This window comes from Vibrio hippocampi, assembly GCF_921292975.1.
Taxonomy (GTDB): Bacteria; Pseudomonadota; Gammaproteobacteria; order Enterobacterales; family Vibrionaceae; genus Vibrio; species Vibrio hippocampi.
The window spans coordinates 99,227-114,130 of the sequence record NZ_CAKLCM010000003.1; the positions used below are offsets into that span (position 1 = coordinate 99,227).

The window sequence follows — 14,904 nt, forward strand, 5'->3', positions numbered from 1 at the left end:
TCCTGACTAAGTTCGAATCTTCTTTTATATCTGGGGTTTATTTAAACATCAACCTATAATTTATGTTGCGATCGAAATGTATTTGCAAGTTAGCGATAGTTAACGGGAAATAAGGAGTCGTTATGCAGCTAGATGTTTTCCAAGTGAACGCTTTCACCAATGAACCCTTTCGAGGTAATCCTGCCGGCGTGGTGATTACCGAAGACCCCCTTGCGACGTCGTTGATGTTGTCCATTGCAAAAGAGATGGCGTTATCGGAAACCGCCTTTCTGACTTTGAATGATCAGCGTTTACGCTGGTTTACGCCTAAAAGTGAAGTTGCACTTTGTGGTCACGGAACCTTGGCAATGGTGCAGGTGATGTCTGAGATGGGGTTGCTGGATGCGACTGGACAATATCAGTTTCAGACGCTTTCAGGCACCTTGCCAGTCATTAAACAAGGCGCTCGAATCTCAATGACTTTCCCTCGCTATGATGTCATTCCTAGCACACAAGACAGTTCGGTTAAGTTGCAGGCACTCGGTCTACGGCAGGATGATCTTATCTGTCATAAAGAGATAGAAGGAGGCAAAGATTTATTTGTCCTCAAGAGTGAAGAACAGTTGCATCACCTCAAGCCTAATTTTCACCAACTTATGCAAACCGATGGTCGAGCGATTATTGTTACGGCTAAATCGTCACGCGGTGATGTGGACTTTACTGCGCGTTACTTTGCGCCTTGGGTAGGCGTTGATGAAGACCCAGTGACTGGGTCGGCATTTTGTGCATTGGCGCCATTTTGGTCAGGTAGATTAGACAAGCACCATTTGGTCGGTTATCAAGACTCGGAACGTGGCGGCTATGTCGCCGCTTTAGTTAAGCAAGATAGCGTGGAGATTAGTGGTCAAGCGGTGACGCTCATTAAAGGCACATTGATGCTTTGATATTGGACGCTCTAATATAGTCTACTTTGATATTGGTTAGCCTTTTACGTTAACTCAATCGAGGAGAGGTCCCACTTGTTCCAAGGAATCCACAATATAGTCCGCCATTTTTGCCACTTCAGGCTGTGGCGGTAATAGATCTGGAATCATAACGGTTTGGCAGCCAGCGTGATATCCAGAGCGAATGCCGTTATTCGAGTCTTCCAAAACCAAACATTCACTCGCTGTCACTCCCAGTAATCGACACGCTTTAAGGTAGCAGTCGGGTTTCGGTTTGCCGTTTTCAACATCTTCTGCTGTTACGATCACATCGAACTGATCGAGATAATCACTACCAGCAAAGTTATGGCGTACTTGTGGCAGATGCGAGGACGTGACCAAAGCTGTCTTGAGGTGCTTTTGTTTCGCCAAAGCAAACAAAGCATGGAAACCCGGTTTATAGTCGATACCCTGCTGGTGTAATTCTGCGCTGCGCTGATCTTTGAGGACTCTAAACTGACCAAGATCGAAACTGGGTCCAAATTTGTCACACAACATTTGCTCACACTGTGGATCTTGAACACCAATAAACCCCTGATAGAAGTCGTCATTTAGATCGAATCCTAGCTGTTTAGCCGCATACTGCCAGCTTGATTTATAGACCCACTCCGTATCAAAAATAAGCCCGTCCATATCAAATAAAAGAGTAGAAATCATCTCAGTACCTCAGTGTTGTTGTGTTTCTGCAACCTCTAATCATCATCTACCTAGAACCTAGAACCTAGAACCTAGAACCTAGAACCTAGAACCTAGAACCTAGAACCTAGAACTAACGCTTGCATAATGAAGCTTGCTATTCCCCATGTCATTGATCGAACTCACATAACCTTCGACGTTAATATTAAATAAATGTAATAAAGTTACGAAAACTACTCTTTCGGGTTATGCGTTTTGTTTCAAACTGCTTTGTTGTTAACCATCTTCGCCATCGCATGGCTTATTTTTGGGCATAATTTGCTCAAAATGAGAGTTTGGTCACTAATTATTTATGGTGTATTGGGGTGCGAAATGTGACTTGTATCGGTTAAAACTTGCTCTCTTTGTCAAAATAAGCGAAATGTAATTTATAAACAGGCTAAAAGTGTGATTTAGATCTCGCATATCTGTTTTTGGACTATTTTATATGTTGACAGTGTTCACATAAATTTGGGTTGGGCTGACTTTTGACCAGCTTGTGATAACTTTTTATAGGACTTATTGATGAACACATTTTGTCCTAGTGACAGTTAAATATCTAATAACGAGGAAGACCTTATGCTATCTCCTGAAGCAAAAATCAAAGTGCAGAACTTTGGTCGTTTCCTCTCCAACATGGTAATGCCAAACATAGGTGCATTCATTGCTTGGGGTTTGATTACGGCTTTATTTATTCCAACGGGTTGGATTCCTAATGAAACTTTAGGATCGATGGTTGGCCCAATGATTACCTACTTACTTCCGCTATTGATCGGTTATACCGGTGGTAAAATGGTCGGTGGCGAGCGCGGTGCTGTTGTTGGTGCGATCACCACAATGGGTGTGATTGTCGGTACCGACATCCCAATGTTCATGGGAGCGATGATTGTCGGTCCGTTAGGTGGCTTGGCCATCAAAAAGTTTGACCATTCGGTAGAGGGTAAAGTGAAAAGTGGTTTTGAGATGTTGGTTAACAACTTCTCTGCCGGCATTATCGGGATGCTGTGTGCCATTCTTGCTTTCATCGTTATTGGTCCAGCAGTCAAAATTCTCTCTACAGGTCTAGCAGCAGGGGTTAACTTCTTAGTTAATGCTGGCTTGTTACCACTGACATCTATTTTTGTTGAACCAGCGAAGATCCTATTCTTAAACAATGCCATTAACCACGGTATCTTCTCGCCACTTGGTATCCAACAAGCGGAAGAAATGGGTCGCTCAATTTTCTTCTTGATTGAGGCGAACCCGGGTCCAGGTTTAGGTTTATTGTTGGCTTATATGTTCTTTGGCAAGGGGAACGCTAAGCAGTCTGCACCAGGCGCAGCCATCATCCACTTCTTCGGTGGTATTCACGAAATCTACTTCCCATATGTGCTGATGAATCCACGTCTTATCCTTGCGGTTATTGCAGGTGGTATGACTGGGGTATTTGTGCTGACGATGTTTGATGCCGGTCTTGTTTCACCTGCGTCACCGGGCTCAATCTTCGCTGTACTGCTTATGACGCCTAAGGCTTCATTTGTTGGGGTCATTCTATCCGTGATTGCATCGGCAACGGTGTCATTCATTGTCGCGTCGCTATTGCTGAAAACTTCAAGTGCTGAAGAAGAAGAGGGTGACTCTCTTGAAAAAGCAGCAAATCAGATGGCGAGCATGAAAGCGACCTCTAAAGGTCAAGCGGGTGCTTCAGTGGATTTTGCCGCGGTTCGTAAAATCTATGTGGCTTGTGATGCGGGTATGGGTTCGAGTGCCATGGGTGCCAGTATGTTGCGTAAGAAAGTCGAAGCAGCAAACCTTGATATATTTGTCACCAATATCGCTATCAATAACCTACCGGATGATGCGGATATTGTGATAACCCACCGCGACCTCACGGATCGTGCACGTAAACATGTCCCGCACTCGCACCATATTTCATTGAATAACTTCCTTGATGGTGCTCTCTATGACGGGCTTGTTGCGAATCTGGTTGAGGCTCAGCAGAGTAACGCGAGCCGAGCTCCAGCGGCATCAGCAGCACCAGCGAGTTCTGGCGAGGGTACGCTACAGCTTTCAAGTGACAATATCTTCTTAGGTATGACGGCGTCGAGCAAAGAAGAAGTGATTAAGTTTGCCGGTGAGAAGTTGGTACAACTGGGCAATGTTGAGCCTGAATATGTTCAGGGTATGCTTGAGCGTGAACAGTTAGTATCGACATACTTAGGTGAGTCAATTGCCGTTCCTCACGGTACCATCGAAGCAAAACAATTTGTTAAATCGACAGGGATTGTATTCTGTCAGTTCCCCGCGGGTATCCAGTGGGGCGAGGGTGGAGATGACGTCGCCAAGATGGTAATAGGGATTGCAGCGCAAGGTGATGAACATATTCAAGTGATAACGGCAATCACGAGTGCTTTGGATGATGATGAAGCGGTAGAGTGCTTGAAGACGACCGAAAACGTTGAAGATGTATTACGCATTCTTAATGGTAAATAAGGTCTAGGTAAATAACGTCTAATCGTCGACAGTGTATGGGATCAGTGGTGAGGTTGGCCACTGATCCCTAAGTCGGTTTAATGTTTAAATCTAAAATAGGAAACGGTGTTATGAAAGCTCTCCACTTTGGCGCAGGTAACATTGGTCGTGGATTTATCGGTAAGCTGCTTGCAGATGCAGGGATTCACGTCACTTTTGCTGATGTGAATGAAACCGTGGTCAATGCTCTGATTGAACGACACTCTTATCCAGTCAAAATTGTTGGTGAAGATTGTTTGGTCGAGACCGTTAATAATGTCACCGCTATCAACTCAACCAGTTCAGATGTGATTGATCTGATTTCCCAAGTTGATTTAGTGACCACAGCCGTCGGTCCCACCGTACTTAAAATCATTGCAAGTGCCATTGCGCAAGGCATAGAAAAGCGGGCCAATGTCGGCAGCGATCAACTAGACCATGATCAACTACGCAATAAGCAAGCCCTAAATATTATTGCTTGTGAAAACATGGTCCGTGGGACATCGCAACTGAAACAGATGGTTTATGAGCATTTGTCGGCAGAGGGCAAAGCGTTTGCCGATAATCATATCGGTTTTGTTGACTCTGCGGTTGACCGAATTGTGCCTCCGGCAGAAGTAGGAGAAACCGACCCGCTAGCGGTGACGGTAGAAACGTTCAGTGAATGGATCGTTGATCAAACTCAGTTCGTTGGTGATATTCCAGACATTGCGGGCATGGAGTGTACCGATAATCTTATGGCGTTTGTTGAGCGCAAACTATTCACCCTGAATACAGGTCATTTGATTACCGCTTATCTTGGGGTTTTGGCTGGTCATGAAACCATTAAAGAATCAATAGAAGACACGGCTATTCGTGCGGATGTGACCGCAGCGATGCAGGAGAGTGGTGAAGTGTTGATTCGTCGTTATGGTTTTGAGCCAGAAGCGCATGCCGCTTATATCGAAAAAATATTGGGGCGCTTTGCCAATCCATTCTTAAGAGACGAAGTGGATCGCGTCGGTCGACAGCCTATTCGTAAACTTAGCCCTCAAGATCGCTTGATTAAGCCACTTAATGGTACACTTGAGTATGATCTCCCCAATGCTCATCTACTTAAAGGGATCGCAGCCGCGTTTTTATACACCAATGACGATGATCCACAAGCGGTTGAATTACAAGCGATGTTTGCAGAGCAAGGTTTTGATAAAACCTTAGCCCATTACTCGGAATTGGACCCAGAGTCAGAAATTGTTAAACTTGCCCATCAAGCTTATTTGGCTCTGAAATAGTGAATTTAGGGCACCGAACGTCGGTGCTCTCATTTCCGAACACAATAGTATTATAAGAAGAACCTATGCCACTACACCCGCCCAATGAAACTGAACTTTTGGAAGCGCTATCCGATGCGAAAGATGCGAGTGAGTGCCTGCTAGCGGCTTACGATGCAATCGATGACACCTTAGATACATTGATCAATCGCGTGTTCAGTAAGGAGGATCATGCTGTCAAGTATGTGGTTGATCCCCTATTAAAAAGTGACGGACCTTTAGGGGATATCATGGTTCGTGCCAAGCTTTTACTGGGATTAGGCGTGATATCCAAGGGTGTTTTTGATGACATAGAAGTCTTTGTTACCCTCAAAGAGTGGACCAAGTTCAAAGAGAATAAGGTGAGTTTTACTGAGGTGGATGTGATATTTGAGCTAAACAAAGTTCAAGCCATTCAAAACAGCATGCCTATTGTTTACGATGAAACGATGATCGATGGTTTGGATGAGGTCATGTTGGCGATGTTTTTAGAGCGCCATTATCAACGAGTCAAATCGACGATTATCCTCGCGATCACCGAGCTTGTTGCCACACTTTGTAGCGATAATCCTCTGCTTTAATCAATTAATTTATCACACCTCAATCAATTAAGTTTCGAATCGAAACTTAATTGCCAGTTTCTCACGTCAATATAATCAATTTTAGCCAATTTTGTTGCCTGTTAAGTTTCATTGTGAAATAATGCGCCGCATATTTAGTTTTGAAGTGAAGCTTATTGTGCGAAAACGTAATACCCAAGTGAGACGCCATGCGATTGCTCAGATGGTTCAGGAGCAAGGTCAAGTCAGCGTTGAAGTGCTTTCTGAGTTATTTGAAACTTCAGAGGTTACGATTCGAAAGGATCTCACTTCACTTGAGCAGAATGGTCAATTATTGCGTCGCTATGGTGGCGCGGTTGCACTGCCACAAGAAGTGGTTGAAGGCATTCTCTATGAATCTGATGATGCTACTGCCAATAAAGCAGCGATTGCTAACGCAGCGGCAGAACTGGTGAAAGACCACCATAGAATCGTCATTGATTACGGTAGTACCACGGGCACTTTAGTTTCAAAACTGGCTGATAAAAAAGGCTTGGTCATTATGACCAACTCTCTCTCCCTAGCGAATCAAATCAACGAACTGGAAAACGAGCCGACCCTGTTAATGACAGGTGGCACGTGGGACAGTCATTCAGAATCTTTTCAAGGTCAAGTTGCCGAATCTGTACTGCGTTCTTATGACTTTGACCAACTATTTATTGGTGCGGATGGTGTCGACATTGCTCGTGGAACCACCACATTTAATGAGTTAATGGGCTTGAGCCAAGTGATGGCAGAGGTAGCTCGCGAAGTCGTAGTGATGATTGAATCAGAAAAGATTGGCAGAAAGATCCCTAATCTAGAACTTGCTTGGGAGGCGATTGATATTGTCGTGACAGACAGGGGGATCGACAGCCAAATCATCCGCGAAATTGAATCTAACGGCGTGAAAGTTATTTGCGCCGAGTAGCCAAATTATTGTAGTCGCGCTAAGTTTAAAGCGTGCTACGAGTACAAATCATTATTAGGAGTTTGATATGTGTGGAATTGTTGGAGCCGTCGCTCAACGTGATGTAGCAGAAATTCTAGTGGAAGGTCTTCGTCGCCTTGAATACCGTGGCTATGACTCAGCGGGTGTTGCCGTTGTTGATGCCCAGAGCAACATGACTCGCGTTCGTCGCTTGGGTAAAGTGCAAGAACTTGCGGATGCAGTAGAAGAGCAACAAGTCGTTGGCGGAACAGGCATTGCACACACACGTTGGGCAACGCACGGCGAACCATCAGAAGTGAACGCTCACCCACACGTATCTGGCGATATTGCCGTTGTTCATAACGGTATCATCGAAAACCATGAAGAGTTGCGTACCGTGCTTCAAGAGCGTGGCTATGTATTCCAATCACAAACCGACACAGAAGTTATCGCTCACCTTGTTGAGTGGGAACTTCGCACCAGTGAAACCTTAGTCGAAGCGCTACAAAAAACCGCAGCTCAGCTTGATGGTGCCTACGGGACAGTGGTTGTTGACCGTCGTGACCCAAGCCGCATCGTGGCTGCACGTTCTGGTAGCCCAATCGTGATCGGTTTTGGTGTTGGTGAGAACTTCCTTGCTTCTGACCAACTTGCACTATTAAGTGTGACTCGCCGCTTCATGTATCTTGAAGAAGGTGATGTGGCTGAGATCACGCGTCGTGAAGTCAATGTGGTGGATGCTCAAGGCAATCCAGTCGAGCGTGAAATCACAGAATCGAACGCAGAGCACGATGCAGGTGACAAGGGTAAATACCGTCACTTTATGCAAAAAGAGATCTTTGAGCAGCCACACGCACTGATCAACACGATGGAAGGTCGTATTACCAAAGATACCGTGGTAACCGAAAGCATTGGTGTTAACGCCGTGGATATTCTGAGCAAGGTTGACCATGTACAGATCATCGCTTGTGGTACTTCATACAACTCAGGTATGGCAGCGCGCTACTGGTTTGAGTCCATCGCAGGTGTTAGCTGCGATGTCGAGATTGCCTCTGAATTCCGCTACCGTGATTTTGTGGTTCGTCCTAACAGCCTGTTAGTGACGCTATCTCAATCCGGTGAAACTGCCGATACGCTTGCTGCGCTTCGTCTAGCGAAAGAGAAAGGCTATATGGCTGCGATGACGATTTGTAACGTCGCAGGTTCTTCACTGGTTCGTGAATCTGACTTTGCCTTTATGACACGCGCGGGCACCGAGATCGGTGTGGCATCAACCAAAGCATTTACCACTCAATTAGCGGCAATGCTCATGATGGTGGTTTCAATCGCTCGCCTACAAAGCCGTATGACCCCTGAGCGTGAAGCTGAAATTGTTAAATCGCTTCATGAGCTACCAGCCCACATCGAAAAAGCACTGGCATTTGACAAGCAGATCGAAGCGCTAGCCCCAGATTTTGCTGATAAACACCACACGTTATTCCTTGGTCGTGGCGAGTTCTATCCCATCGCGATGGAAGCGTCTCTTAAACTGAAAGAGATCTCTTACATTCACGCAGAAGCCTATGCGGCAGGTGAACTTAAACACGGTCCATTGGCTCTGATTGATGCTGATATGCCAGTCGTAGTGGTAGCGCCAAGCAATGAACTGTTAGAGAAACTAAAATCGAACATCGAAGAAGTACGTGCCCGTGGCGGTCTACTGTATGTATTCGCAGACGAGAATGCCGGCTTTGAAGAAGATGAAAACATGAAGCTGATTAAGATGCCTCACGTTGATGACATCATTGCGCCTATCTACTACACCGTGCCAATGCAACTGCTGTCTTATCACATTGCCCTGATCAAAGGCACCGATGTCGACCAACCACGTAACCTAGCGAAAGCGGTAACGGTTGAGTAAGGTAAGTCTTATATTCCAAAGGCAGCAAAAGGTTATCCTCTTGCTGCTTTATTTGAACACATATAACCGGACTAAAATGTTCGGTCATATGTGTATTACAATAGTAGGGCTCGATAAGGATTACTCGTTAACTGAATTAAACTTAGTTTTAAAAAACAACATTTGGTACTTAATGGCATTGTCCCAATAATCCCATGTATGTCCTCCAGGGCGTTCGGTATAATCGTGGTCTATCTTTAGATCCATCATCACTCGGTGTAGTTCACGATTAGATTGAATAAAGAAATCATCAATACCACAGTCTATACTGATATTAACACCCTGAAATATTAACTTATGAACGCTATTTTTTATGGTTTTATTGTCCCAGAACTGTGTTTGTTGATCGTAATCACCGAACACTTGCTCTAATCCCCAGTTATATTTAAATGCTCTAGGATCAACGCCACCACTGATGCTACCGATATTACCAAATGTATCTAGGTTGTTGAGTGCGATATTAAAGGCACCATAGCCTCCCATACTTAACCCTGTGATCGCTCGTTGAGATTTTTCCTTGTGAGTATTAAAATTATCGTCAATAAATGCCACTACCTCTTTACCAATATAAGTTTGATAGTTTGAATTATTTTTTAGTTCGCTATCAATATACCATTTGTCATAGTTTCCATCGGGTAAAACGATAATAATATCGTGTAGATCCGCTTGTTTAGCAATCGCAGTTTCGTCATGCCAGCTTTTATAGTCGCCACTCCACCCATGTAGAATATAAACAACGGAATAATCGGTATCAGCGTTATAGCCATCTGGTAATATTACCGTCGCCTGATGATTTTTTTCTGTGTTTTCACTAGGAATAGAGACGGTTTTAAGTTCAAAAGCGACACTATGTTGAAAATAAAAAATGGTGAATAAAGCAAGTGCTAAATTTTTCATAATCTTTCTCCTGTATTTCAGAGCGACGGCTTAAAGTTCTACGCTAGCAATGTCGTATCTATTTTCAAAATAATTCTAATAGCTGGACCAGAGTGTCTAGCCATTAGAATTGGATAAACAGCAGCTTAATCTAGAGCTTCCATCTGACCCTTAATAATGTCAGAGTGAGTTCCAAATACTGCTTGGTAGTTATCTCCTGTCACGAAAACGCCAGCGGCTCCTAGTGCTTTTAGCTTATCGGTATTCACCTTATCACTATCATGTACTGTGACACGTAGACGAGTAATACATGCGTCAAGATCTTTGATATTGGCCTTTCCCCCAAAAGCGGTACTAATCTTTTTCGCCAATTCATTGTTGTCAGTGTCAACTTCAACTTGGGATTCCGATTCATCTTCACGACCGGGTGTTTTTAAATCGAGCGCTTTGATCAGTACAGTGAATATAAAGAAATAGGTGACGCCATATAACATACCAATAATAGGAAGCAACCAACCATTGCTGGATTGACTAAATAGCAAGGTAAAGTCAAATAGACCATGGCTAAACGTTGTACCGTGTTTAATGTCTAATAGAATCATGACCACAAATGCAGAGCCTGCGAGCAGTGCGTGTACAACGTAAAGTAGCGGCGCAACGAATAAGAATGCGAATTCAATCGGCTCAGTGATTCCTGTTAAAAACGAAGTCAGCGCGGCAGAACCCAGGATAGAGGCGACCAGCTTTTTGTTGCGGGTTTTAGCGGTGGCATACATAGCAAGGCATGCGGCAGGCAGACCAAACATCTTAAACATATAACCCCCCGCCAAGTTACCAGCGGTTGGGTCGCCAGCGAGGTAACGTGGAATTTCCCCTGTGACCACTTCACCAGCGGCAGTAGTAAATGATCCTACTTCGTATTGGAATGGCACATTCCATATATGGTGAAGACCAAATGGGATAAGGGCGCGCTCAACAATACCGTATATACCAAAGGCGACCTCTGGAGATTGGTAAGCTGCCCAGTGCGAGAAGGTGGCTATGCCAGTGCCAATAGGCGGCCATACAATAGCAAGAACCGCAGCCATCACACATGCAGCTAAAGAGGTGACGATGGGAACAAAGCGTTTACCGCCGAAAAAGCCTAGAGAGGTCGGTAACTTAATTGTGTGATAGCGGTTAAAAAGTTTTGCGGCAACTAACCCCATAATGATACCGCCGAACACACCCGTGTCGGTGCCTTCTGCAACCACGTTAAGTACGCGAGTCATTGTTAAGTAACCTAGTGCTGCTGCTAGTGCGGCGACCCCATCATTTTTAGAGAAACCAAGTGCGACACCAATTGCAAATAGCAATGCCATATTGGCAAACACACCTAACCCAGCTTCGGTCATGATTTGTGCAACAATATCAGGTAGAAACTTCGCAACTTCTGAGTTACCACCAATACCTAACAAAATCCCTGCGGCTGGCATACAGGCGACAGGAAGCATTAAACTACGCCCCATTTTTTGCATACTACTGAAAATATTCATATAGACCTCTACTCATTATCGGAATAAATCTTTAGTCCTGTTAAGGTGTTATATGTAAGTATTGCCATTTCACTTGTAAGTATTATGATTTTGATCAAAATATAATCGTTCCATGTAAAAGGTATTATAATGTATCGGGCAATATCACGATTTCTTGGTTTATTCTTGGAAGGAATTTTTATCGTCATGGTTTTATTGAGGAAAAAACGTAGAACTCAACCATTTGTATGGAGCGCAGGGAAATGAAAACTAGGTAGGAAAAACAGTACCAGTAAAATCCTAGTGGTGCTCATAAAATATGAAAAACGCCATTTGAGGGGATAGAGACCTAACAGTCAACAAGTGGTGTTGACATTACTCCAATATCACTTCGATTCCTTGTGCTCTTAGGTAAGCAATGTCTTCCTCGGGTGCGCCATTATCGGTGAGTAGAATAGAGAACTCGCTAGGTTGACTAATACTGGAAGGATAAATTTGACCAAATTTGCTTGAATCTGTCAGTACTATATTTCGGCGCTTCTTATTGATGATGGTATCTGCAATTTCGGCGCGCATCATATCTCTGCTGGTGAACCCTGTATCTTGGTGGTAGCCGTCAATACCTAAAAATGCGGTACTAAAATGAATATTGGCAATGCAGAGTTTGGTTAATGTACCGACTAAGCTCTCGCCTTGGTGTTGGTATACTCCGCCAAGGAGAATAATATTGGCAGAAGAGTTACGGATAAGATGGGCGATGTAAGCTGACGGGGTAATGATAGTTACATCCCCACGCGCTGCTAATGTTCTGGCAAGCAAGGCGTTTGCACTTCCGCCCTCAATTAATACGGTTTCATTCGGAGCCACCAGATCTGCCGCTTTGCAAGCTAAGGTCTGTTTTATATCAAAGCGTACTTCTAGTCGTGTATCTATATCGTCACTCTGCAGCGCAACCGCAGCGCCGTGTACACGTTTTAGATAGCCCTCTTGCTCAAGATAAGTGAGATCCTGCCGTATGGTAACACCGGAAACACTCACCGCTTTTACCAGCTCGTTTACCTGAACACGTTTACGTTCGTTTACGATTTGCAGAATTTCGTTTTGTCTTGAGTTCACAATATTACTCCAAATAAAAATTGGGGCTATTGTAACTCTTATTTGTTTCATATGAAAAGGACTTGAAATATAAATTAAACGTAATCATTCAAGTCCTTTAATCCAACTTATTAAATCTCATGTTCCGTACGAGCGATAATGTCATCTTGAGTGTCGGGAGAAAGCGCAGTGAAGAAAGCCGAATAACCCGCTACCCGTACCACTAAATCACGATATTGTTCAGGATTTTTCTTCGCGGCTAATAGACTCTCTCGCGAAATGATGTTGTATTGAACATGCCACCCTTTATGGTGATTGAAGAAAGTTCTAATAAGCATCGACAGCTTCAGTTTATCTTCGTCAGATTTAACAGCAGCAGGGTTTAGTTTCTGGTTGAGCAATACGCCACCCAAGATCTTATTGGAAGGGATTTTGCCAACAGAGTTATATACAGCGGTAGGACCCAAACGATCAGAGCCAGAAGATGGGCTTGCTCCTTCTGCGAGGGGAGTATTGGCTTTTCGTCCATCTGGGGTTGCCATTGTGGAGGCACCAAAAGGTACATTTGCAGAGATGGAAGAGGTTCCAGCGTAATAACCTCCGCCAATTGGACCACGGTCGTGTCGGGTGTTTACAAACCTCTCAACTTCATCAATATAGACTTGGTATGCTTCAGCCAGCAACGAATCAACGGAATCATCATCGTTGCCATATTTTGGGGCAAAATTTAAGATACGTTGACGAAGCAGTTCCTGCTGAGACGATTTAAAATTATCTTTCAGTGCTTTTGCCAGTTCAGGCTGAGTGATCTGCGCATCATCGAAGATCATATGTTTGATCGCTGCAAGGCTGTTGCCAAGGTTTGCTATTCCTACTTGCAGACCGGAAACCCAGTCATATTTAGCGCCCCCTTCTTTTACGGTTTTACCGCGTTCTAGGCAGTTATCGACTAATGATGAACAGAAAATATCGTGAGCTTGCTGTTCGAGAACGGTGTCGACTACGGTATCAATTTCTATCGACTTTCGTGTGTAGTAACGCACTTGATCAGCCCAAGATGCCATGATTTCATCAAAGTTATTGAAGCTACCGTCTACCAAAGACTTACCGTGGGGTAAGAAAGTCTTGCCTGATGTAGCGTCTTCTCCTTTGTTAAGGGCGGCTAGCAGGATACGAGCGAAATTGATGAAACTCATTCCAGTACATCGGTAACCCCATTTGCCGGGCACCGCCGTTTCAATGCATCCGATAGAGGCGTAGTTGTAAGCATCTTGCTTTTCTACGCCTAACTTTATGAATTCGGGAATAACTATCTCATCGTTGTTAAATGCAGGCATACCAAATCCGCACTTAATGACTTCGATGCATCCCATTAAGAACTCTTGATCTAGGTCTTGGTGATATCGAACACTGAGATTCGGTTGAGTAGAACGTAACTGGCCACACGACTCTAGAATTGCCCACGAGAGTGGGTTAACCGCATCTTTCGCCTCTCCATGGTTATTAAGTGTTTGCCCGCCGATACAGACGTTTTGGTACAAAGGCGAACCGGCAGAGGCTTTGGAGTGGGCACCAGAACGGATTTTGTTCACTTCCAGCAGTTTTAACCAGCAACTTTGTAGAAGCTCGATGGCAACGCTTTTCTCTATTTGGCCACGTTCAATATCGGTCACATAGTAGTGGTTTAAATACTGATCCATACGACCAAAGGATACTGAGTGACCATTTGATTCTATTTGTAGCATAAGTTGGACAAAGTAGCTTAGCTGCAACGCTTGCCAAAAGTTTTCTGGGGCGTGGTAAGCCACATGACGACAGTTATCTGCGATGGTTTCAAGCTCTGCTTTTCGCTCAGGGCGAGTTTCTATCTGTGCCATCTCTGTTGCGAGTGTTGCGTAACTTGCCATATGTTTTTGGATGGCTAATAGCACAATCTCTGTGGCTTTGTAGAACTGTTCTTTTTTTAGTCCATCGAACGTTGCGGTATCGTTTTTAGCACGGAATTGCCGAACCTCTTCGATTAAGCTATTCATACCTAAGGACAATATTTTTTCATTATCAACGGCAAGGTGCGCATCGCCTGAAGTCATATTACCTTCGGCTTTGATTATCGTGGTTGCGAGGATTGCTTGCTGCTCTTCACTAAATAGGCCATAGCAGCGATCTTGTACGGTCTTACCGCGCCAATATGGTGTTAAAGCGTGGATAACGTCTTTGTCTTCAGCGGTGACAGCGAAACCAGCTCCTGGTCTGTCTGCAAGGTCATCAATTTCTGCTTCGATCCAGCGTACAGTGTACTCTGGAAATATAGGTGCAGCGCGTAGTTTACTGGCTTGGTTACCTACTATTAGTTCGTCGTTTTTGATCCAAATAGTGCGTGTCTCAAGGTGCTCCTTTAACGCAAGGGCTCGTTGGATAATGACTGGCTTATCTTCGTTGGCTTTGTAAGCATTGGTATACGCCTGAGCGCGCTCGGTACAAATCGGCGGCGTAACGATATTAACCAGTTTAGATTTATGCGATTTGATACGTTCGGGAAGAAAATTTAACTCCAT

The 14,904-nt window shown here is 44.3% G+C and carries 11 protein-coding genes; 6 read left to right on the forward strand and 5 right to left on the reverse strand.

Annotated features, from left to right (window positions below):
* The first annotated feature begins 122 nt into the window (after window positions 1-122).
* A complete protein-coding gene (locus tag L9Q39_RS13560; RefSeq protein WP_237485649.1) occupies window positions 123-923 on the forward strand; it encodes a PhzF family phenazine biosynthesis protein in 801 nt (266 codons plus the stop codon).
* A 54-nt stretch (window positions 924-977) separates the two neighbouring features.
* Here L9Q39_RS13560 and L9Q39_RS13565 read toward each other — a convergent pair whose 3' ends face one another.
* Window positions 978-1,619, reverse strand: a complete 642-nt coding sequence (locus L9Q39_RS13565) for an HAD family hydrolase (RefSeq protein WP_237485650.1) — start codon at window positions 1,617-1,619, stop codon at window positions 978-980.
* A gap of 597 nt (window positions 1,620-2,216) precedes the next feature.
* Here L9Q39_RS13565 and L9Q39_RS13570 point away from each other — a divergent pair.
* The 5 genes from L9Q39_RS13570 (at window position 2,217) to glmS (ending at window position 8,825) form a co-directional block, all read left to right on the forward strand.
* Window positions 2,217-4,109 (forward strand): PTS mannitol transporter subunit IICBA, encoded by a 1,893-nt coding sequence (locus L9Q39_RS13570; RefSeq protein ID WP_237485651.1) that lies wholly within the window; start codon window positions 2,217-2,219, stop codon window positions 4,107-4,109.
* A 110-nt stretch (window positions 4,110-4,219) separates the two neighbouring features.
* Window positions 4,220-5,398 (forward strand): mannitol-1-phosphate 5-dehydrogenase, encoded by a 1,179-nt coding sequence (locus L9Q39_RS13575; protein ID WP_237485652.1) that lies wholly within the window; start codon window positions 4,220-4,222, stop codon window positions 5,396-5,398.
* A 65-nt stretch (window positions 5,399-5,463) separates the two neighbouring features.
* The gene (locus L9Q39_RS13580; protein WP_237485653.1) at window positions 5,464-5,997 is read left to right on the forward strand and encodes an MltR family transcriptional regulator; all 534 of its coding nucleotides are present in this window, start codon (window positions 5,464-5,466) and stop codon (window positions 5,995-5,997) included.
* Between the two features lie 157 nt (window positions 5,998-6,154).
* On the forward strand, window positions 6,155-6,925 hold the full coding sequence (locus L9Q39_RS13585; RefSeq protein ID WP_237487021.1) for a DeoR/GlpR family DNA-binding transcription regulator: 771 nt from the start codon (window positions 6,155-6,157) through the stop codon (window positions 6,923-6,925).
* A gap of 67 nt (window positions 6,926-6,992) precedes the next feature.
* Window positions 6,993-8,825, forward strand: a complete 1,833-nt coding sequence (glmS, locus tag L9Q39_RS13590; RefSeq protein ID WP_237485654.1) for a glutamine--fructose-6-phosphate transaminase (isomerizing) — start codon at window positions 6,993-6,995, stop codon at window positions 8,823-8,825.
* 120 nt (window positions 8,826-8,945) lie between these two features.
* Here glmS and L9Q39_RS13595 read toward each other — a convergent pair whose 3' ends face one another.
* The 4 genes from L9Q39_RS13595 to L9Q39_RS13610 form a co-directional block, all read right to left on the reverse strand.
* Window positions 8,946-9,761: an alpha/beta hydrolase gene (locus L9Q39_RS13595; protein ID WP_237485655.1), complete on the reverse strand. Its 816-nt coding sequence runs from the start codon at window positions 9,759-9,761 to the stop codon at window positions 8,946-8,948.
* Window positions 9,762-9,886: 125 nt separating this feature from the next.
* A complete protein-coding gene (gene ptsG, locus L9Q39_RS13600) occupies window positions 9,887-11,275 on the reverse strand; it encodes a PTS glucose transporter subunit IIBC (RefSeq protein ID WP_237485656.1) in 1,389 nt (462 codons plus the stop codon).
* A 354-nt stretch (window positions 11,276-11,629) separates the two neighbouring features.
* Window positions 11,630-12,370: a DeoR/GlpR family DNA-binding transcription regulator gene (locus L9Q39_RS13605; protein ID WP_237485657.1), complete on the reverse strand. Its 741-nt coding sequence runs from the start codon at window positions 12,368-12,370 to the stop codon at window positions 11,630-11,632.
* Window positions 12,371-12,480: 110 nt separating this feature from the next.
* Window positions 12,481-14,904: a formate C-acetyltransferase/glycerol dehydratase family glycyl radical enzyme gene (locus L9Q39_RS13610; RefSeq protein ID WP_237485658.1), complete on the reverse strand. Its 2,424-nt coding sequence runs from the start codon at window positions 14,902-14,904 to the stop codon at window positions 12,481-12,483.